The sequence below is a fragment of the Enterovirga aerilata genome (assembly GCF_013044135.1).
Lineage (GTDB): Bacteria > Pseudomonadota > Alphaproteobacteria > Rhizobiales > Beijerinckiaceae > Enterovirga > Enterovirga aerilata.
In genome coordinates this window covers 315,027-334,345 of sequence record NZ_JABEPP010000003.1, presented here as the reverse complement: position 1 = coordinate 334,345, position 19,319 = coordinate 315,027, and the positions used below count along the sequence as shown (strand labels likewise).

Below are 19,319 nucleotides of genomic sequence, written 5' to 3'. Positions count from 1 at the left end.
GTGCGGCCTTGCCCCCGGCTGATCTTCCGGGGAGGAAGCTAGACCATTGTTTGTTGCACTGCGAGATGGTTTTGTAGGCGGGCCGAAGACCTCCTGAGCGGGGACGCGAGATGGCCGATGCGAAGCTCACGATCTCGAGCCGGAACTATTCCTCGTGGTCGCTGCGCGGCTACCTGATCTGCCGGATGGCCGGGCTGGATTTCGCGACGGAGGTCCTGTCCGGCAACGACCCGTCGAGCCGGGCGGAGCTCCTGCACCTGTCGCCCTCGTTCCTGGTGCCCCGGCTGACACACGGCGACATCCGGGTCTGGGACACGATGGCGATCGCGACCTATGTCAACGAGATCAGGCCGGAGGCCGGGCTCCTGCCCGCCGACCCAGCGGCCCGCGCCTGGTGCTGGTCGGTTTCCGGAGAGATGCACGGGGGCTTCATCAACCTGCGCTCGTCGCTGCCGATGAACCTCAAGGCGCGGCACGAGAACTTCAAGATCTGGGGCGGCGCGGCCTTCGACATCGAGCGCATCACGACGATCTGGCGCGAATGCCTGGCGCGCTTCGGCGGGCCGTGGCTGTTCGGCAGCAGGCCGACGCTTGCGGACGCGATGTACGCCCCCGTCTGCACGCGCTTCGCAACCTATGGCGTGGAGCTTCCGCCGGACTGTGCCGCCTATCGCGACCACGTCATGGCCTGGCCGATCCTCGCCGAATGGATCGAGGCGGCGGTGAACGAGCCGGAGGAGATCGAAGAGCTCGACATGGAGTTCTGATCGCCCGCGACAGGATCATGTGATCCTCGGCCGCAATGTTTCGCGGGTCCTCCGCGAGCTGAAACGAAGCGGCTGCGCGCGAAACGAACCAAGCTCCGGCGCAATCGCCGCGACACCCCGCGGGCCCATAGAAGCGGCCGCAAGAGCCGAAGGCCCGCCACGAGGCCGGCGCGGAGGTCGGGATGTCAAGCAAGCTGAAGCTGGCCGGAATGGCCGCCGGGTTCGCGGCCACCATGGCCGGGATCGGGCTCATCGGCGCCGGCGAGAGCACGCCCGCCGCGGCTGCGCCGGCCGCGGCCGCCTATGCCGCCCCGCCGCAGGCCAGGCCGGTGGAGAGCCCCCCGGCCGTGGTCACGCAGGAGGCCGCGGCCCGGCCGGCCGTGGATTGCGCGAGGCAGGCCTGGCCCTACGTTGCCCGCGAATGTCTCGCCGCGGCGGACGGCACGCCTGTCCGCAAGGTGAGCCGGACGATCACGGCGAGCGGGCGCTGAGCCCCGCTCACTTCAGGTCGACGCCGTCGAACCGGTGCCGGCCGAGAAGGTCCATGCGGAAGCCGGACACCTCCTTGCGGGCCGCCATATAGACGACCGAATGCGCGATCGGCACCCAGGGCGCCTCGCGCTTGGCGATGACCTGCGCCTCCCGGTAGAGTCTCTCCCGCTCGGCGCGGTCCAGGCTCCGCTTCGCGCGCGTCACGAGCTCGTCGTAGCCGCGGTCGCACCATTTCGCGATGTTGTTCCCCCCCGGCCGCGCCGAGGTGCAGCCGAGGAGCACATCGAGGAAGTTGTCCGGGTCTCCGATATCGCCGGTCCAGCCGTAGAGCGCCATCGGCGCCTCCCCGGCGAGCAGCTTCGTCCGGTAGGCGCTCCAGTCGGCGGTCATCAGCCTGACCTGGATTCCGAGCTTGGCGAGGTCGGCCTGCATCATCTCGGCGACCCGCTTCCCGTTCGGGTTGTAGGGCCGGCTCACGGGCAGGTACCAGAGCTCGGTCTCGAAGCCCGCCGCGTAGCCCGCCTCCGCCAGAAGCCTGCGCGCGCCTTCCGGGTCGAAGGGATAGTCGGCGATCTCGGCGTTGTAGGACCAGAGCATGGGCGGGATCGGGTTCGTGGCCACGCGCCCGGCCCCGCCGTAGACCGCCTGGACGATGGCGGCCTTGTCGATCGCCATGTTGAGCGCGCGGCGGACGCGGAGATCGTCGAACGGCCTGCGTCCCGTATGCAGGCCGAGATAGCCGATGTTCAGCCCCTCCTGGCTGAGAAGGACGAGCGAGGAATCGGCCGCGATCCGGCCGATATCGGCCGGGTTCGGGTAGGCCATCACGTGGCACTCGCCCGATTTCAGCTTGGTCAGCCGGACGGCGGCGTTCGGCGTCACCGAGAAGACGAGGGTGTCGATCGGCTGCCGCCAGCCCCAGTACTCGCCGAAGGCGCGGTACCGGACCACGACGTCCTTCTGGTACCCGGCGAAGACGAAGGGGCCCGTCCCGACCGGCGCCTCGTCGATCAGCTCCTTCCGGCCCTCGCGCTCGAGCTGGGCGCCGTATTCCGCCGACAGGATGACGTTGAAGGGCATGCCGAGGCTCGGCAGGAAGGTCGCTTCCGGGCGGCGGATCGTGATCCGGAGCGTGTGGTCGTCGAGCTTTTCGACGCGCTCCAGCAGATCCGGCATCCCGACATCGCGGAAATAGTCGTAATGGCCGCCCGAAACCTTGTGGAAAGGGTGGTCCTCCCGCCATTGCCGGCCGAGCGAGAAGATGACGTCGTCGGCGTTGAAGTCGCGGCTCGGCCGGAAGCGGTCGTTGGAATGGAACTTCACGCCGCGCCGGAGGCGGAACGTGTAGGCGCGCCCGTCCTCCGACACGTCCCAGCTCTCGGCGAGACCCGGCACCGGCTTCAGCGTCTCGGTCTCGAGCTCGACCAGGCTGTCGAACATCGGCCGGCCGGCATTCATGCCGGTGGTGTCGGTCACGAGCTGCGGGTTCAGCGAGCGCGGATCGCCCTCCGAGCAGAAGACGAGGGTCTTGGCCGCGGCGGGGGCCGCCGCGAGGCAGACTGCGACGGCGAGCGATGGCGCGATCCTCATGTCGTGTGCTCCGCGACGCCGTCCGGCTTCGCCCCCTCCGCCCCGACCGAGCCGAGATCGGCCGGGATCTCGATGCGGACCCGGGTGCCGACGCCGCACCGGCTCGTCATGTCGATGCGGCCCCCGAGGGTGCCGGTCACGAGATTGTAGATGATGTGCAGCCCGAGCCCGGTCGAGCCGCGGTCGCGCCCGGTCGTGTAGAAGGGATCGAAGACCTTCGGCATGTGCTCGGGCGCGATGCCCACGCCGTCGTCCGAGAACTCGATCCTGACCCAGCCGCCGCGCAGCCGGGTCACGAGGAGGGCGAGATGGCCGGTCCGCCCGTCCGGGAAGGCGTGGTCGCGCGCATTCGAGATGAGGTTCGTGATCACCTGGACCAGGGCGCCGGGATAGGAATCGAGCGTGATGTCGTCCGGGCACTCCACCCTCATCTCGTGCCCGGCCCGGCGCAGCATCGGGCCGAGGCTGGTCAGGAGCTCGTGCAGCCAGCCCTTCAGCTCGAAGCGGCGGCGCTCGCCGGATGCCTGGTCGGCCGCGATCTGCTTGAAGCTGTAGACGAGGTCCGCGGCGCGGTTGAGGTTCACGAAGGTGAGGCGCGCGCCCTCGGACAGCCGCTCGACCGTGCGGGTCATGTCGGACTTCATCAGCCGCCCCGTCTCGAGCTTCTGCCGCAGCGCCTCCACCTCGCTCTCGAGCGCCGTCGAGGTCGTCATCGCGACGCCGACGGGCGTGTTGATCTCGTGCGCCACCCCGGCCACGAGCTGGCCGAGCGAGGCGAGCTTCTCGGCCTGGATGAGGCTCTGCTGCGCGTCGCGCAGCTCGGCAAGCGCCGCATCCGCCCGCTCCTTCGCGCTGCGCAGGTCGCGCTCGCGCCGGCTGAGCTCGGTCACGAACACGTTCGCGGCCCGCGCCATGGCGCCGAGCTCGTCGCGGCGGTCGGCCTCGGGGATGAGGCTCCCGGCCGGATTGGCGGCCAGGCCGATCATGCGGTGCTGCAGGTTGCGCAGGGGCCGCGTGATCGAGCGCGCGACCACATAGGCGGTCAGCGATCCGAGCAGCAGGCCGATGGCGGCGCCGATCACGAGCGTCGTCCGCACCAGGTGGCCGATCCGGTCCGCATTCGAGGCCAGCATCTCGTAGAGCGAGCTCGCGCGCGCCGTCATGACGGAGGCGGTCGCGGCCATCCGGGACAGGATCTCGTTCTGCTCGCGGAGACTCTCGCCGGTCGCCGACAGCCGCTCCTGCCACTGCGTCATCGCGTCCATCATCTCGGTCTGGATCAGGGGCGAGATCGGCAGCACGCTCATCGTGCGCTCCAGCAGCCTGCTCTCGCCCACCATGCGGGCGACCGCATCGGCATCCCGGATCGCGAGCGCGTTCGTGGTCAGGCGCTCGAGCTCGAGCATCTCGATGGCGATGTTCTGGGTCGCCTGCTCGGTCTCGGCGGCCTGGACGGCGTAGGTCAGGAGCTGCGTGACCTCGTCGTGCAGCGCCCGCTCCTCCGTGGCGTTCACCTTGATGAGGCGGTCGAGCCAGTCGTCGAATTCCCGCGCGCCGTCGCGGCCGGCGGCCCCGGTCACGGTCTCCCTGAGCTGGTCGGCGGCCCGGGTATTTCCCGCCGCCCGCAACGCCTCCGCGAGCCGTTCGGCGGCGTTGCGGATGCGGGCTTCGGCGAGCAGCGAGGTATCGCCCGCCCCCTTCGGCTCCCCGGCCGCGACGAGGCGGCCCTCGAGCGCGGCCGCACGCAGGTCGTGGGCGACGCTGACGATGTCGCGCGCCTGCCGCAGCCTGCGGTCGCCGGCCGTGATGGAGGCGATGATGTCCGTGTTCGAGACATGCTGCCGGGTGCGGGCGCGGTCGGTCAGGATGACGAGGGATGCCGTGCGGGCGTTGAGCTCGGCGACCTTCCGGTCGCTCTCCTCCGTGAGCGCCCGCAGCTGGCCCATCTCGCGCGCGTAGCTCTCCAGCGTCTGGCTGACGTCGCCCGCCGTGCTGCGCTGGGTCTCGGTCCCGAAATATCCGTCGAGCTCCTCGAGCAGGGTGCGGGCGCGGCCCGCGGCGCCGTCGAAGCGCACGGCCTGGCGCTCGCGCTCGGCCGGCTGGCCCCGGATGTAGCTCTCCTTGGCGTTCACGACCTCGACGAGATCGCGGAAGGCCGCGCCCGCCAGGGCCGCTCCGCCGCGCGCGCGTTCCGCCTGGTCGAGAAGGAGCCAGGCGATGAGCGCGATCGCGGCCGCGACCGTGATCGGGATGATCCCGACCAGGGCGACTTTGTAGCGGATCCGCATCGGCTCGGTTCTTCGGCTTCACTCTCGCGCATGAGCAGGCCGACCGCTGCTCGCACCCAATTGTTTCAGTCGCAATTCGTCGGCCCGGCAAAGCCGCGTCCGACGGCAGCGGTGCATTGTCCCCAGTGTCGCGGGCGCGGCGCACGCCCCCTCGTCGACGCCGCTCTTCCGCCCGATCCCGCGGCGGGCGCTTGTTTGCGAGGAGGTGGCGGGCGGCGTGGGTGATCTCGTCGGCGGCGCGGTCGAAGCCTCCGCATCGGCCTTCGACGGGTGCGTCGTGCCGGAGAGCTTGCGCCGAATTGCGGCGCGGCGGCCCGCTCTCACTGTCATTCCCGGCCGAGGCGGCGGAGCCGCCGGAGGGGAAGGGAATCCAGGGGCGCCGCGCACCGGCGAGGTTGTCTGGATCCCCTTCCCGCCTGCTGCGCAGGCGCCGGGGATGACACGCGCAACTGTCATTCCCGGCCGGAGCGGCGCGTCAGCGCCGCGGAGGGGAAGGGAATCCAGGGACGTCGTCCGCGGTGGGAGGTGTGCTGGATCCCCTTCCCGGCCCTACGGGCCGCCGGGGATGACACCGGACCGCCTCCACTGTCATTCCCGGCCGGAGGCAGCGTAGCCGCCGGAGGGGAAGGGAATCCAGGGACGTCGTCCGCGGTGGGAGGTGTGCTGGATCCCCTTCCCGGCCCTGCGGGCCGCCGGGGATGACACCGAACCGCCTCCACTGTCATTCCCGGCCGGAGCAGCGCGGCAGCGCTGCGAAGGGGAAGGGAATCCAGGGACGTTGTCCGTGTGGGAGATGTGCTGGATCCCCTTCCCGGCCCTTCGGGCCGCCGGGGATGACACGCGCAACTGTCATTCCCGGCCGGAGCAGCGCGTCAGCGCTGCGGAGGGGAAGGGAATCCAGGGGGACACGCGGCGGTAGGTTGTCTGGATCCCCTTCCCGCCTGCCGCGCAGGCGCCGGGGATGAGGGGCGAGCCGCGCCGCCATCCCGGCCGGAGCGAGGCGGCGAAGCCGGCGAGCACAGGGAAACGGGAATCCAGGCGCGCTTCGCCCGCTCCGCCCCCGCGGCCGCTCCCGGAATGACCGGGAGAGCGTCGCCCGCCGGAAGATGAACCGCGGATGCGCGATCTCGTTCTCCTCGCGATGAGTGCGCCTGTATCCCGACCTTCCGCGACCATCGCCGACCTGCCGGTCGGGCTCGACACACATCCCATGGAGGCGCGATCGGTCGACCAGCTTCCCGACGGCGAGGGCTGGCAGTTCGAGCCGAAATGGGACGGGTTCCGCTGCCTCGCCTTCAAGGCAGGCGACGCCGTCGAGCTCCGGGCGAAGTCGGGCAAGCCGCTCGGGCGCTATTTCCCCGAGGTGGTGCAGGCGCTCGGGGATCTGCCGCCGGCCTCTTTCGTGCTCGATGGCGAGCTTGCCATCCCGAAAGGCGAGACGCTCGACTTCGACGCGCTCCAGCTCCGCCTCCATCCGGCCGAGAGCCGCATTCGCAAGCTCGCGCGCGAGACCCCGGCGCGGCTCATCCTGTTCGACATGCTGCTCGCGCCGGAGGGTGGCGACATGCGGGACCTGCCCCTATTCGAGCGGCGTGACGCGCTGGAGCGCTTCTGGGCATCGCTCCCCGACAAGGGGCTGCTGCGGCTCTCGCCCTTCACCCGCGACCGGAAGGAGGCGGAGGGCTGGCTCGCCAGGGCCGGCGGCGCGCTGGATGGCGTGGTCGCCAAGCGCGTGGACGGCCGCTACGAGGCGGGCGAGCGCGCCATGCTCAAGATCAAGCGCCTGCGCACGGCCGATTGCGTGGTCGGCGGCTTCCGCTACGAGGCGAAGCGCAAGGTGGTCGGCTCGCTGCTGCTCGGGCTCTACGACGAGGAGGGCCGGCTCGACCATGTCGGCTTCACGTCCGGCATAGCCGATGCGGAGAAGCCCGCCCTCACCAAGAAGCTCGAGGCGCTGATCGAGCCGCCCGGCTTCACGGGCGATGCCCCCGGCTGGCCGAGCCGGTGGGCGACCGAGCGCAGCACGGAATGGCAGCCGCTGCGGCCCGAGCTCGTCGCGGAAGTGCGCTACGATCACGTGACCGGCGGCCGCTTCCGCCACGGCACCCGCTTCCTGCGCTGGCGCCCTGACAAGGCGCCGCGGCAATGCACCCTCGAGCAGATGCAGGAAGAGGCGCGGCCGGGCGCGATCATCGGCGCGGTAACGGAGGGCTGAGATGGCGGCCGCGAAGGAGGAGATCGAGCTCCAGGGTGTCCGGCTGACCAGCCCCGACAAGGTGCTCTATCCGGAGCAGGGCGTCACCAAGCGCGAGCTCGCCGAATACTACCTGGCGGTCGCCGGCGTGATGCTGCCGCATGTCGCCCGCCGCCCGATCACGCTGGTCCGCTGCCCGACCGGCCGCGCCAGGAAATGCTTCTACCAGCGCCATGCCGGATCGGGCATGCCCGCGGAGCTGAAGCAGATCCCGATCGAGGGCTTCGAGGAGCCCTATCTGTACCTGGAGGATGTGCGCGGCCTCGTCGCCCTCGTGCAGATGGGGGTGCTCGAGATCCATCCCTGGAATTCGCATGTCGACCAGCCGCACAAGCCCGACCAGGTGATCTTCGACCTCGACCCCGGGGAAGGGCTCGCCTTCCCGGATGTCGTGGCGGCGGCGCACGAGCTCCGGGCGCGGCTCGCGGGGCTCGGGCTGCGGAGCGTGCCGAAGACCACGGGCGGCAAGGGGCTTCACCTCGTCGTCCCCATCGAGCGGCGCTACGAATGGCGGGACGTGAAGAGCTTTGCCAAGGCGGTCGGCGATCTCATGGCGAAGGATGCGCCCGATCGGTTCCTCACCAAGCAGTCCATCGCCGAGCGCCGCGGCCGCATCTATATCGACTACCTGCGCAACGACCCGACCTCGACGGCGGTGGCGCCCTACTCGACCCGCTCCCGCGAAGGCGCGCCGGTCTCGGTCCCGCTGACCTGGGACGAGGTCGTGCCGGACCTCGACCCGAGGGCCTTCACGGTGCGGACGGTGCCGGCGCGGGTGGCCGGGCTGACGGCCGATCCCTGGGCGGACATCGCGGGGCTGAAGCAGCGGCTGCCGAAACTCACTTGATGAGGATCGCCCGGAAATCATTGACATTGGTCAGCGTCGGCCCGGTGACCACCTGGTCGCCCAAAGCCTCGAAGAAGCCGTGGCCGTCGTTGCGGGCGAGGCTGTCGGCGATGCGGACGCCCCTCTCCAGCGCACGCGAGATCGAGTCGGGGCCGAGATAGGCGCCGGCCACCTCCTCGGCCCCGTCCACGCCGTCGGTGTCGCCGGCGAGCGCGTGGATGCCGGGATGCCCGGCGAGCGCCTGGCCGAGCCCGAGCAGGAACTCGACATTGCGCCCTCCCCGTCCGTCGCCCCGGATCGTGACGGTCGTCTCGCCGCCCGACAGCAGCAGGCAGGGCTTGGGAAAGGGCTGCCCATGCCGGGCGACCTGCAGCGCGATGCCCGCCATCGCCTTCCCGACCTCGCGCGCCTCGCCCTCGATGGCGTCCCCGAGAATATGGGCCGGAATGCCCGCCTCCTCCGCCACCGCGGCGGCGGCTTCGAGGGCCATCTGCGGCGTCGCGACCAGGCGGAAATCGGAGGCGGCAAGATGCGGATCGCCCGGCTTCACGGTCTCGCCGCGCCGGCTCTCCAGGATATCCCGCGCCACAGCCGGGATCTCGACACCGTAGCGGGTGAGGACCGCGAGCGCGTCGGCGCAGGTGGTCGGGTCCGCGACCGTCGGCCCGGAGGCGATGACGGCGGGATCGTCGCCCGGCACGTCGGAGATGGCGAGCGTGACGACCTTAGCCGGATGGCAGGCGGCCGCAAGCCTCCCGCCCTTGATGGCCGAGAGATGCCGCCGGACAATGTTCATCTCGGCGATATTCGCGCCGGACCGCAGCAGCGCCCGGTTGATCTCCTGCTTGTCCCCCAGGGTCAGGCCCTCGGCCGGCAGCGCCAGCAGGGCCGAGCCGCCCCCGGAGATGAGGCAGATGACGAGGTCATCAGCGGTGAGGCCGCGCACCAGGTCCAGCATTCGCCGGGCGGCGCGCTCGCCCGCCTCGTCCGGCACGGGGTGGGACGCCTCGACGATCTCGACCCAGCTCGTCGGCGCCCCATGGCCGTAGCGCGTGACGACGAGGCCGGACAGGTCGCCGGGCCAATGCTGCTCCAGCGCGCACGCCATCTCGGCCGAGGCCTTGCCGGCCCCGATCACGAGCGTGCGGCCGCGCGGCTTCTCGGGCAGGTGACGCGCGATCACCCGCGCCGGCTGCGCCGAGGCGATCGCGGCGTGGAAGAGTGTGCGGAGGAGGTCCCGCGCCTCTGCAATCATAGTGTCGGTATCGATCGACGCAGTCGCTTGAAGGCGGGTGCGGGCGCGAGTTCATGCTCCAGCCCTGCTTCTTCGTCCAGCCACCTGCGCCACCGCCGGCCGTCCCAGCCGACCCGGACCAAGCAGGGCCGGCGACGCTCCGCACTCTCCAGTTCGGTCAGAGTCGTGAGAAGCGGAAGCGGGTTGTCTCGAAGGATCGGGAAGAGGTTGGTCGGCAGAACCACGACCGAGAGACGACGTCCAAAGAGCCGGTTCTGAAACGACAGCCCGGAATCGGCCGTGACCAGCACGTCAAAGCGTTGCTCCACGAGGGCCAGCAAGGTTCCGTTCCTTGTCCCCTTCCACCCTTCCCGATCGACGGAGGAAACCGCGTGCTCGGTCAGATCCCTGGCGATGCTCTCGGGCAAGTTCTCGTCAAGAAACACGTGCAAGAGGCGATCCCACCGTGGCCTCGGGCGCAGAGGCTTTCAACCGATCGCACGCTTGACGAAGGGCAATCTCAACGTCGCACCGATCCAGCGTCGGAAAATTCTGCATGATTTCATCGAGACCCACGCCTTCGATCAGGTGATCGAAAACGGTCTCCACCGGCACCCTCGTCCCCCGGAAGGTCGGTCGCCCGCCCAGGATCTCTCTGTCGCAGACCACAACCGGTCCGTCTCGATCGATGTCGGCCATGGCGTCAGCCTCTCATCACTGCTGCCGTCGAATATAGCACTCACCCTGCCTGGGCCGCATCTCCGTCGCGTCCTGGATGGCCGGGTGCAGGAGACATGCTATTCCAGCGCATCGCCGCGTCAGACGGCTGCAGATGGAGGAACGCATGCTGTCGGAGGCGACGCGCGCCAAGCTGAGGACCGTTTCCGTCGCGACCCTCACCACGGCGCTCTTCAAGCGCGGGCTGCGCAGCCAGTTCGTGCAGGACGTCCACCCGCTGAACCCGGGTGCGGGCCCGATGGTCGGGGAGGCCTTCACGCTCCGCTACATGCCGGCCCGCGAGGACCTGAACCCGATCTCCGTCTTCCAGGACCGTTCCCATCCGCAGCGCAAGGCGGTCGAGGAATGCCCGCCCGGCGCCGTCTTCGTGATCGACAGCCGCGGCGATCCGCGCGCCGCCTCGGCCGGCGGCATCCTTGTGACGCGGCTGATGGTGCGGGGCGTCGCAGGGATCGTGACCGATGGCGGGTTCCGCGACTCGCCCGAGATCGCCGGCCTCGCCATCCCGGCCTATCACCGCCGCCCTGCCCCGCCGACCAACCTGACGCGGCTCCAGGCGATCGACATCAACGTGCCGGTCGGCTGCGGCGAGGCGCCGGTCTTTCCGGGCGACGTGATCGTGGGCGACGCGGAAGGCGTGGTCGTCCTGCCCGCCCACCTGGCCGAGGAGCTCGCCGACGAGGCCGTCGAGATGACCGCCTTCGAGGATTTCGTCGCCGAGGAAGTCAGGCGTGGCCGGTCCATCCTCGGCCTCTATCCGCCGACCGACCCGGAGACGCCAGGCCAGTTCGCCGCCTGGCGCAAGGCGCACGGACGTTGAAACTGGTCCAACTCGACGGAACCGTCAGGATCGGATGTAGTAGCAGGCGGCCGGGAGAACGCGTCCCGGACAGGAGCCGCGATGCCCCTCCTCCCACCCCTCCCGTTCGATCCCGCCCTCGAGACGCCGGCACCCGACGAGGACAAGACCTTCCAGAGCATCATCGCGAGCCTGCGCACCATCCAGGAGACCACGTTCAAGGATTACGGCCGGGCGGTCCGCGGCGTTCATGCCAAGCCGCATGGCTTCCTGTTCGGCACGCTCGAGGTACTCGCCGGGACCGATAGGAGCGTGGCGCAGGGCCTCTTCGCCCGTCCCGGCCGGCACGAGGCGGTCCTCCGGCTGTCCACCAATCCGGGCGACATCCTGGACGACAGCGTTTCCACGCCGCGCGGGCTCGGCCTGAAGATCCTCGGCGTATCCGGCGAATTCCTGCCCGAGGCGGCGGGCGGGACGCAGGACTTCGTGCTGGCGAACTCCCCCGCCTTCTTCGCGCCGAACGCCAAGAGCTTCGCGCCGGGCCTCAAGCTCCTCGCGGCGACGACCGACACGCCGCAGATCTTCAAGAAGGCGCTCTCCGCCGTGCTGCGCGGCGCGGAGAGCGTCGTCGAGGCGCTCGGAGGCAGGAGCCCGACGCTTGTCGCGCTGGGCGGACATCCGGAGACGCATATCCTGGGCGAGACGTTCTACAGCGCCGTCCCGTTACGCTGGGGCGACTACGTCGCCAAGGTCGCGGTCGCGCCGGTCTCGGAGAACCTCCGCGCCCTCACGGGCGCACCCCTGAACGTCAACGGCAGGCCCAACGGCCTGCGCGAGGCGGTCGTCGCCTTCTTCGCCGAGAACGAGGCCGTGTGGGAGCTGCGCGCGCAGCTGCGCCGGAACGAGACGACGATGCCGGTCGAGGATGCGAGCGCGGTCTGGCCCGAGGAGGAGAGCCCGTATGTTCCCGTCGCCCGGATAACCGTGCCGCGGCAGGAGGCCTGGAGCGAGGCGCGGTCGCGTTCCGTGGACGACGGCCTGGCGTTCAGCCCCTGGAACGCCCTCGCCGCGCACCGGCCGCTCGGCTCGATCATGCGGGCGCGGAGGGCAAGCTATCCGGTCTCCTCCGGGTTCCGGGCGGAGCATAACGGCTGCCCGATCCGGACGCCGGCCAGCATCGCCGAACTCGGCGGCTGACGCGCGGAGGCGCTGGACGCCGCGGCCGGGACCTCATACCCGTCCGGCAACACACGAATCCTCGCCGCCCCAGTCGGGCGAGTCGAAGACGATGGGAGACGCCTGCATGACCCGCCGCCGCTCGGTGGAGGACCTGCGCAGCCAGCGCTGGTTCGCGCCGCAGGACCTGCGCTCCTTCGGCCACCGCTCCCGCATGCTGCAGATGGGCTATTCGGCCGCCGACTTCATGGGCAAGCCGGTCGTCGCCATCATCAATACCTGGAGCGACCTGCAGCAGTGCCACCAGCACTTCAAGCAGCGCGTCGAGGAGGTGAAGCGCGGCGTGTGGCAGGCCGGGGGCTTTCCGGTGGAACTTCCGGCACTGTCGCTCTCGGAAAGCTTCGTGAAGCCGACCACGATGCTCTACCGCAACCTCCTCGCGCTCGAGGTGGAGGAGCTCCTGCGCCAGCACCCGGTCGATGGGGCGGTGCTGATGGGCGGCTGCGACAAGACCACGCCCGCGACCATCATGGGCGCGATCTCGATGGACCTTCCGATGATCTTCATGCCGGCCGGCCCGATGATGCGCGGCCATTTCGGCGGCCAGATCGTCGGCTCCGGCTCGGACGTCTGGAAATACTGGGCCGAGAAGGAAGCCGGCACCATCACGATCCAGCAATGGAACGACATGGAGGCCGGCATCGCCCGCTCGGCCGGCACCTGCATGACGATGGGCACGGCCTCCACCATGACCATCATCGCCGAGGCGCTCGGGCTGACGCTTCCCGGCGCGACCTCCATCCCGGCCGCCGACGCCGCCCATCCCCGGATGGCGACGGAATGCGGCCGGCGCATCGTCGAGATGATCTGGGACGATCTGAAGCCGTCCGACATCATCGACCGGCGCTCGGTCGAGAACGCGCTCGTGGTCCATAACGCGCTCGCCGGGTCGACCAACGCGATGATCCACCTCGTCGCGATCGGCCGTCGCGCCGGAATCGAGGTGACCCTGCGCGACTTCGACGATTTCGCCGGCCGCGTCCCGGTGATCGCGAATCTCCGCCCGTCCGGCGCCTGGCTGATGGAGGATTTCCACATCGCCGGGGGCACGCGCGCGCTCTTCAAGCGGCTCGAGGACATGCTGCATCTGGAGGCCCGCACCGTGTCGGGCACGCTCGGCGCGGGCATCGCGGGGGCGGCAGTCTACGACGACGACGTCATCCGTCCGCTCGACAATCCCCTCGCGGCGTCGGGCGGCACGGCGATCCTCTACGGCAACCTCGCGCCCGACGGCTGCGTGATCAAGCCGCCCGCGGCGGAGCCGCGCCTCCTCCAGCATACCGGCCCCGCGATCGTCTTCGACAGCTACGACGAGATGTCGGCGGCCGTGAACGATCCGGATCTGGACGTCACGCCCGATCACGTCATGGTCTTTCGCAATGCCGGCCCGATCGGCGGTCCGGGCATGCCGGAATGGGGCATGCTGCCGCTGCCGAAGAAGCTGCTCGCCCAGGGCGTGCGCGACATGGTCCGCATCTCGGATGCGCGCATGTCCGGGACGAGCTACGGCGCCTGCATCCTGCACGTCTCGCCGGAAGCCGCGATCGGCGGTCCGCTCGCGGCGCTCCGGAACGGCGACATGGTCACGGTCGACGTCGCCGGCCGCCGCCTGCACGCGCACCTGACCGACGAAGAGATCGCCGAGCGGCTCAAAAGCTGGACGCCTCCTCGCGGCGAGTATCCGCGCGGCTACAACCGGCTCTACGCCAAGCATGTCCGCCAGGCGCATGAGGGCTGCGATTTCGACTTCCTGGAGGGCGCGGGCGGGATCGGCGAGCCGGAGATCCATTAGGACGAGGCTCGCCCCGGTTGACATTCATAGGAATATAGTCTAGATCGGCTTCGTCCTCTTCGCCGAGGGGCGCTCTCGCGAGGCGTCAACAGAGCGGAAGAGCTTGACTGGGCCGGAATGGGCGAGAGCCCAGGCCGGCTGACGCGGCGCCTGCGGGCGGGTTTCGCGAACCCGCACTCGGGGAGCCGGACCAGCGCCGCCCTCCGGGTAATACGGCCCGGGCGCCAGTGCAGCATGGCTAGTGTTCTCTCGTCCGGCAACGGATGAGCGGGCGGAAGAGCGGCAGGTCCGGTCCAAAATCGCCGCCCGTGCCGGGGAAACCCGGACGCGGTGCTTGTCGTCTGGATCCCCTTCCCGCCTGCTGCGCAGGCGCCGGGGATGACGGGGCGGGCATCGCGGGGACGCCGAAAGGCTCCTCTATAAAATTGATCGAGCGTTTCGGCGTCCCACGCCCCTCGACCAATTCAGCTCTTTGAACCGCCGAGACACCAGACCCCGGGCCGGGGAAGGACGGCGCGTGCCTGCCTGTCATTCCGGGAAGCGGCGGCACGCGACAGCACCCCCGCCCCCGTTCCCATCGAAAACTAGACCGCACTCCTCTCCGCCTTCGCACCCGCCCCGCGCTCCTGGTCCGCCTCGAAGATCCGCGTGAGCTCGGCCGCGGCCTGCTTGGCGCTTTGGATCACCTGCTGCTCGTCGTCGTAGAAAGGGTGCGTCTCGATCAGGGTCTGCTCGTCGTGCTGCCGGAAGATCTCGACGGCGCGTCGCGCCTCGGCCTGCGACACCCCAAGCGCAGTCAGAGCGTGCTCCGTGAGGCGCAGGCTCGAATGGAAGGTCTCGCGCACGAAGACCTTCACGCCGCGGTCGATGAGAAGATGGGCGTGGCGCCGGTTGCGCGCCCGGCTGACGATCTGGAGGTTCGGGAAATTGCGCTGGACCGCATCGACCAACGCGAGGTTCTCCTCGATATCGGCCAGGCAGTTCACGAGCAGACGCGAGTTCGCTGCGCCGGCGGCGCGCAGCAGGTCGGGCCGGGCCGGATCGCCGAAATAGACCTTGCTGCCGAAGCGGCGGAGCACCTCGACCTGCTCGGAATCCTTCTCCAGCGCCACGAAGGGGATGCCGCGCATGCGCAACACGCGGCCGACGATCTGTCCCATGCGCCCGAAGCCGCAGATGATGACGGGCGCGCCCTCGTCGCGCATGGCGTCGTAGACGGGCTCCGGCGGACGGGTCAGGCGCGGCACCACGAACCGCTCGGACAGCGCGAAGATGAGCGGCGTCGCGGCCATGGACAGGGCTGCCACCAGATTGGCCTCGTCCGCGGCCGCCTCGCTCAGCGCGCCCGCCGCGACCGCCACGCCGGACAGGACGAAGCTGAACTCGCTGCCCTGGGGCAGCGCCAGCGCGAACCGCACGGAGGTCGCGGCCGGCTGGCCCGAGAGGCGGCCGATCATGAAGCAGACCGCCGCCTTGATGGCGATCAGCCCGATCAGGCCCAGGAGGATGCGCCCGGGCTCCGCGACCGCGAGGCCCAGATTCGCCGACATGCCGACCGAGATGAAGAAGAAGCCGAGCAGCAGCCCCTCGAACGGCTTGATGTCGGCCTCGAGCTCGTGCCGGTATTCCGAATCCGACAGCAGCACGCCGGCCAGGAATGCGCCGAGCGAGGTGGAAAGCCCGACCGCATGCGCGATCGCGCCCGCACCGGCGACGGTGAGAAGCGAAGCTGCAGTGAAGACCTCCGGCGTCCTCGCCCCGCCGATGACGCGGAAGAGCTGCGGCACGAGGAAGCTCCCGCCGACCAGGATCAGCGCCACCCCGGCCACGGCCTTCGCGACGGAGAGCCAGGGCAGGTGATCCGGCAGGCTCTGGCCGGCGAGCAGCGGCACGAGCGCGATCAGCGGGATGAAGGCGAGGTCCTGGAAAAGGAGGACGGCGAAGCTGTCGCGGCCCGAGGCGAGCCCCAGGAGCTCGCGTTCGGCCAGCATGGGAAGCACGATCGCCGTGGAGGAGAGAGCGAGCCCTGCGCCCAGCACGATCGCGCTCGTCCAGGACAATCCGATTAGGGCGAGCGGAAGGGCCAGAGCCGCGGCCGAAAGCCCGACCTGCGCGGTCCCGAGGCCGAAGACGGAGCGGCGCATCACCCACAGCCGGCGCGGCCGCAATTCCAGCCCGATGAGGAAGAGCAGCATGACGATGCCGAGCTCCGAGACCTGCCGGATCGTTTCCACATCCGTCACCAGCCGGAGCCCGGCCGGCCCGATCACCGCGCCGGCCACGAGATAGCCGAGGATGGAGCCGAAGCCGGCGCGCCGCGTGAGCGGAACCAGCAGCACGGCACCGGCGAGAAGGGTCACGAGGGTCTCGAGCATTCGGACGATCCTTGGCGGAAGCGGCTTACCGGCTACGGCGCCCACCGGGCAGCTCGCGCGAGGCTGGCGCCTCCGGCCCGCTCCATGCAAGGCTCGCGGGACGGATTGCGGAGACGCCTCATGGCAGCGACGTTCGGCTTGTCCCTGGCCCTCGCGATGGCGCTCGGGGCCGCCTCGCTCGCCACCCCCGGCAAGGCGCTCGCGTCCGAGGAGGGCTGCCCCGGCCTGATCGCCCGGCGGGCATCGCCGATCATCCCGGCCGCGCTCGCGCAGAACGAGGTGGGCCTGACCTATGTCGGCCACGCCACCTTCCTCATCGAGACCGCCGCGGGCGTGAAGATCGCCACCGACTACAACGATTACGTGCGGCCGAGCGTGACGCCCGACATCGCGACCATGAACCGGGCGCATTCGACCCATTACTCGACCCGCCCGGATCCCGGGATCAAGACCATCCTGCGCGGCTGGAACCCGGATGGCGGACGTGCCCCGGCCTATGACCAGCGCTTCGGCGACGTCCGAATCCGCAATGTCGTGACGAACATCCGTCAATGGGGCGGGGAATCGACCATCATGGAGGGGAACTCGATCTTCGTGTTCGAGGCGGCCGATCTCTGCATCGCGCATCTCGGCCACCTCCATCACACGCTGACACCGGAGCACCTGAAGCAGCTCGGGCGGATCGACGTGGCCCTCGTGCCCGTTGACGGGTCGTACACGCTCGATATCGAGGGCATGATGGAGGTGCTTTCGGCCATGGGCCCAAAGCTGATCGTTCCGATGCACTTCTTCGGCCAGAGCACGCTGAACCGCTTCCTCGACCGCGCCCGTTCGAAGTCCTGGGACACGGCCCGGCTCGACAGCGCCTCCATGACCCTGTCGCGCGAGACCCTCCCGGGGACCCCCAGGGTGGTCGTCCTGCAGGGTTACTGACCGACGCCTTCCGGATTCCGCCTTGCCCGAACCAGACGTCTCGTCCGAGGAGGCCGCGGCCCGCCGACTCCTCTCCTCCGCAGCCGTGCGCGAGCGCGCCGGCATCATGCTCCGTCTTGGCCTCGCGGGCGAGCTGGAGCATTTCTCGGTCGATCTCGGCCGGCTTTCCGCCTGTGCCGACGAGGTGGTCGCGACCACGCGGGCGGAATATCCGACGCTCGAGATCCCGTTCCATGCGCGCTGGCGCCACTTCGCGGCGGGTGGCCTCGACCGGTGGGGCACGCTGGCCGAGGCGGTCCGCTGGACCGACCGGCGGGAACGCGCCCGCGCGGCGTTCGATCTGGCCATCGTGAGCGTGCTCCTCGATGCCGGTGCCGGCCCCGCTTGGCGCTACGAGGAGGGCCGGACGGGCGAGACATATTCCCGCTCGGAGGGGCTTGCGGTGGCGAGCTTCGACATGTTCATCGGCGGGACCTTCTCGGCCCGGCCGGACCTGCCGTATCAGGCCGATGCCGACGCCCTTGCGCGCCTCTCGGTCACCGAGCTTGCGCGCGGCATGCAGGTCTCGGCGCAGAATCCGCTCGTCGGCCTGGAGGGCCGCGCCTCCCTTCTCAACCGGCTCGGCCAGGCCGTCGCGGCCAGGCCGGAGGTCTTCGGCGTCGCCGACGCGCCCCGCCCGGGCGGGCTGTTCGACCATCTCGTCGAAGGCGCGCCGGAGGAGCGCATCGCCGCACCCGCGATCCTGGAGGCCCTCCTTCTGCATCTCGGCTCCGTCTGGCCCGGCCGCATCGCGCTTGGCGGGATCGATCTCGGCGACACCTGGCGGCACCCGGCGCTCCGGACCGGCGGCGCGACGGACGGTCTCGTCCCCTTCCACAAGCTCTCGCAATGGCTCGCCTATTCCCTCATCGAACCGCTGGAGGAGGCGGGCATCGCCGTCGTCGAGCTCGACGGCCTGACGGGGCTTCCCGAATATCGGAACGGCGGACTTCTCATCGACACGGGCGTGCTCGCGTTCCGCAGGGCGGAGGATGCGGGCCGGCCGCATCCGGTCGGCTCGCAGCTCGTGGTCGAGTGGCGCGCGCTCACCGTCGCCCTTCTCGACCGCCTGGCCGAAGAGGTCCGCGGCAAGCTCGGCCTCTCGGCCGAGCAGTTCCCGCTCGCCAAGGTGCTCGAGGGGGGCACCTGGGCGACCGGCCGGCGCCTCGCGCGGGAGAGGCGCCCCGGCGGCGAGCCGCCCATCCAGGTGGTCAGCGACGGCACCGTGTTCTGAGGCGGAGTCCGCTTGCCGCGCCCCGGCCGCTCGGGTCAGATGCGCCGTTCTGGCAAGAGGCTCCGAATGCAGGGCGTGACCGTCGTCGACCATCCGCTGGTTCAGCACAAGCTGACGCTGATGCGGGACAAGTCGCGCTCGACGAAGGGCTTCCGGCAGCTCCTGAACGAGATCGGCATGCTCCTCCTCTACGAGGTCACGCGCGACCTGCCGCTCGAGACGGTGGAGATCGAGACGCCGCTCACCCGGATGATGGCGCCGCAGCTCGCCGGCAAGAAGCTCGTCCTCGCGCCGATCCTGCGCGCCGGCGTCGGATTCCTCGACGGCATGCTCGATCTCGTGCCGTCCGCCCGCGTCGCGCATGTCGGGCTCTACCGCGACCCCGAGACGCTCGCGGCGGTCGAGTACTATTTCAAGGCTCCTTCCGATCTCGCCGACCGGCAGGTCCTGGTGCTCGACCCGATGCTCGCCACCGCCAATTCCGCCATCGCGGCCGTCGACCGCCTGAAGGAGCGCGGCGCCAAGGACCTTCGCATCGTGTGCCTCCTCGCGGCTCCCGAGGGCATCGCGAATTTCCAGGCCATGCACCCCGACGTCTCGATCTGGACGGCCGCTATCGACGAAAGGCTGAACGAGCACGGCTATATCGTGCCGGGCCTCGGCGATGCCGGCGACCGCATGTTCGGCACCCGATAGAAGCC

Annotated in this window: 16 protein-coding genes; 10 read left to right on the top strand and 6 right to left on the bottom strand. The window is 70.1% G+C overall.

From position 1 onward, the window contains the following. The first annotated feature begins 110 nt into the window (after positions 1 to 110). Positions 111 to 767: a glutathione S-transferase family protein gene (locus tag HJG44_RS11660; RefSeq protein ID WP_171218537.1), complete on the top strand. Its 657-nt coding sequence runs from the start codon at positions 111 to 113 to the stop codon at positions 765 to 767. 182 nt (positions 768 to 949) lie between these two features. After that, on the top strand, positions 950 to 1,258 hold the full coding sequence (locus HJG44_RS11655; RefSeq protein WP_171218536.1) for a hypothetical protein: 309 nt from the start codon (positions 950 to 952) through the stop codon (positions 1,256 to 1,258). Between the two features lie 7 nt (positions 1,259 to 1,265). Here the strand turns inward: HJG44_RS11655 and HJG44_RS11650 are convergent, their stop codons facing one another. Further along, the gene (locus HJG44_RS11650) at positions 1,266 to 2,849 is read right to left on the bottom strand and encodes an ABC transporter substrate-binding protein (RefSeq protein WP_171218535.1); all 1,584 of its coding nucleotides are present in this window, start codon (positions 2,847 to 2,849) and stop codon (positions 1,266 to 1,268) included. Then, complete coding sequence (locus tag HJG44_RS11645) at positions 2,846 to 5,137, bottom strand: sensor histidine kinase (RefSeq protein ID WP_171218534.1); 2,292 nt, start codon at positions 5,135 to 5,137, stop codon at positions 2,846 to 2,848. Before HJG44_RS11645 ends, HJG44_RS11650 begins: the two co-directional genes overlap by 4 nt. 1,141 nt (positions 5,138 to 6,278) lie before the next feature. On the opposite strand from HJG44_RS11645, the gene HJG44_RS11640 reads away from it, so the two are divergent. Together HJG44_RS11640 and ligD are read left to right on the top strand one after the other, a co-directional pair. Further along, positions 6,279 to 7,352 carry an ATP-dependent DNA ligase gene (locus HJG44_RS11640; RefSeq protein WP_246736231.1) on the top strand — a complete coding sequence of 358 codons (1,074 nt, stop codon included), beginning with the start codon at positions 6,279 to 6,281 and terminating at the stop codon, positions 7,350 to 7,352. Between the two features lies 1 nt (position 7,353). Next, on the top strand, positions 7,354 to 8,238 hold the full coding sequence (ligD, locus tag HJG44_RS11635) for a non-homologous end-joining DNA ligase (RefSeq protein ID WP_171218532.1): 885 nt from the start codon (positions 7,354 to 7,356) through the stop codon (positions 8,236 to 8,238). Here ligD and HJG44_RS11630 read toward each other — a convergent pair. The 3 genes from HJG44_RS11630 to HJG44_RS11620 are packed head-to-tail and all read right to left on the bottom strand — an operon-like array spanning position 8,231 to position 10,171. Beyond that, positions 8,231 to 9,493: a glycerate kinase type-2 family protein gene (locus tag HJG44_RS11630; protein ID WP_171218531.1), complete on the bottom strand. Its 1,263-nt coding sequence runs from the start codon at positions 9,491 to 9,493 to the stop codon at positions 8,231 to 8,233. The genes ligD and HJG44_RS11630 overlap by 8 nt on opposite strands. Next, positions 9,490 to 9,924, bottom strand: coding sequence for a DUF5615 family PIN-like protein (locus HJG44_RS11625; protein WP_171218530.1), 435 nt, complete (start codon positions 9,922 to 9,924; stop codon positions 9,490 to 9,492). Before HJG44_RS11625 ends, HJG44_RS11630 begins: the two co-directional genes overlap by 4 nt. Continuing rightward, positions 9,908 to 10,171: a DUF433 domain-containing protein gene (locus HJG44_RS11620; RefSeq protein ID WP_171218529.1), complete on the bottom strand. Its 264-nt coding sequence runs from the start codon at positions 10,169 to 10,171 to the stop codon at positions 9,908 to 9,910. Before HJG44_RS11620 ends, HJG44_RS11625 begins: the two co-directional genes overlap by 17 nt. A 145-nt stretch (positions 10,172 to 10,316) precedes the next feature. Here HJG44_RS11620 and HJG44_RS11615 point away from each other — a divergent pair, with 145 nt between their 5' ends. The 3 genes from HJG44_RS11615 (at position 10,317) to araD (ending at position 14,037) form a co-directional block, all read left to right on the top strand. Continuing rightward, the gene (locus HJG44_RS11615) at positions 10,317 to 11,030 is read left to right on the top strand and encodes a ribonuclease activity regulator RraA (protein WP_210261064.1); all 714 of its coding nucleotides are present in this window, start codon (positions 10,317 to 10,319) and stop codon (positions 11,028 to 11,030) included. Between the two features lie 81 nt (positions 11,031 to 11,111). Continuing rightward, entirely contained in the window at positions 11,112 to 12,206 is a 1,095-nt protein-coding gene (locus tag HJG44_RS11610; RefSeq protein WP_171218527.1) for a catalase family protein, read from the top strand. 106 nt (positions 12,207 to 12,312) lie between these two features. Further along, positions 12,313 to 14,037, top strand: coding sequence for an L-arabinonate dehydratase (araD, locus tag HJG44_RS11605; RefSeq protein WP_171218526.1), 1,725 nt, complete (start codon positions 12,313 to 12,315; stop codon positions 14,035 to 14,037). 584 nt (positions 14,038 to 14,621) lie between these two features. Here araD and HJG44_RS11600 read toward each other — a convergent pair. Further along, complete coding sequence (locus HJG44_RS11600) at positions 14,622 to 16,412, bottom strand: monovalent cation:proton antiporter-2 (CPA2) family protein (RefSeq protein WP_171218525.1); 1,791 nt, start codon at positions 16,410 to 16,412, stop codon at positions 14,622 to 14,624. Positions 16,413 to 16,532: 120 nt separating this feature from the next. On the opposite strand from HJG44_RS11600, the gene HJG44_RS11595 reads away from it, so the two are divergent. The 3 genes from HJG44_RS11595 (at position 16,533) to upp (ending at position 19,314) form a co-directional block, all read left to right on the top strand. Then, positions 16,533 to 17,345 (top strand): MBL fold metallo-hydrolase, encoded by an 813-nt coding sequence (locus HJG44_RS11595; protein WP_171218524.1) that lies wholly within the window; start codon positions 16,533 to 16,535, stop codon positions 17,343 to 17,345. 22 nt (positions 17,346 to 17,367) lie between these two features. Next, positions 17,368 to 18,618 (top strand): URC4/urg3 family protein, encoded by a 1,251-nt coding sequence (locus tag HJG44_RS11590; RefSeq protein WP_246736189.1) that lies wholly within the window; start codon positions 17,368 to 17,370, stop codon positions 18,616 to 18,618. Between the two features lie 66 nt (positions 18,619 to 18,684). Beyond that, positions 18,685 to 19,314, top strand: coding sequence for a uracil phosphoribosyltransferase (gene upp / locus HJG44_RS11585; RefSeq protein ID WP_171218523.1), 630 nt, complete (start codon positions 18,685 to 18,687; stop codon positions 19,312 to 19,314). The last annotated feature ends 5 nt before the right edge of the window (positions 19,315 to 19,319 follow it).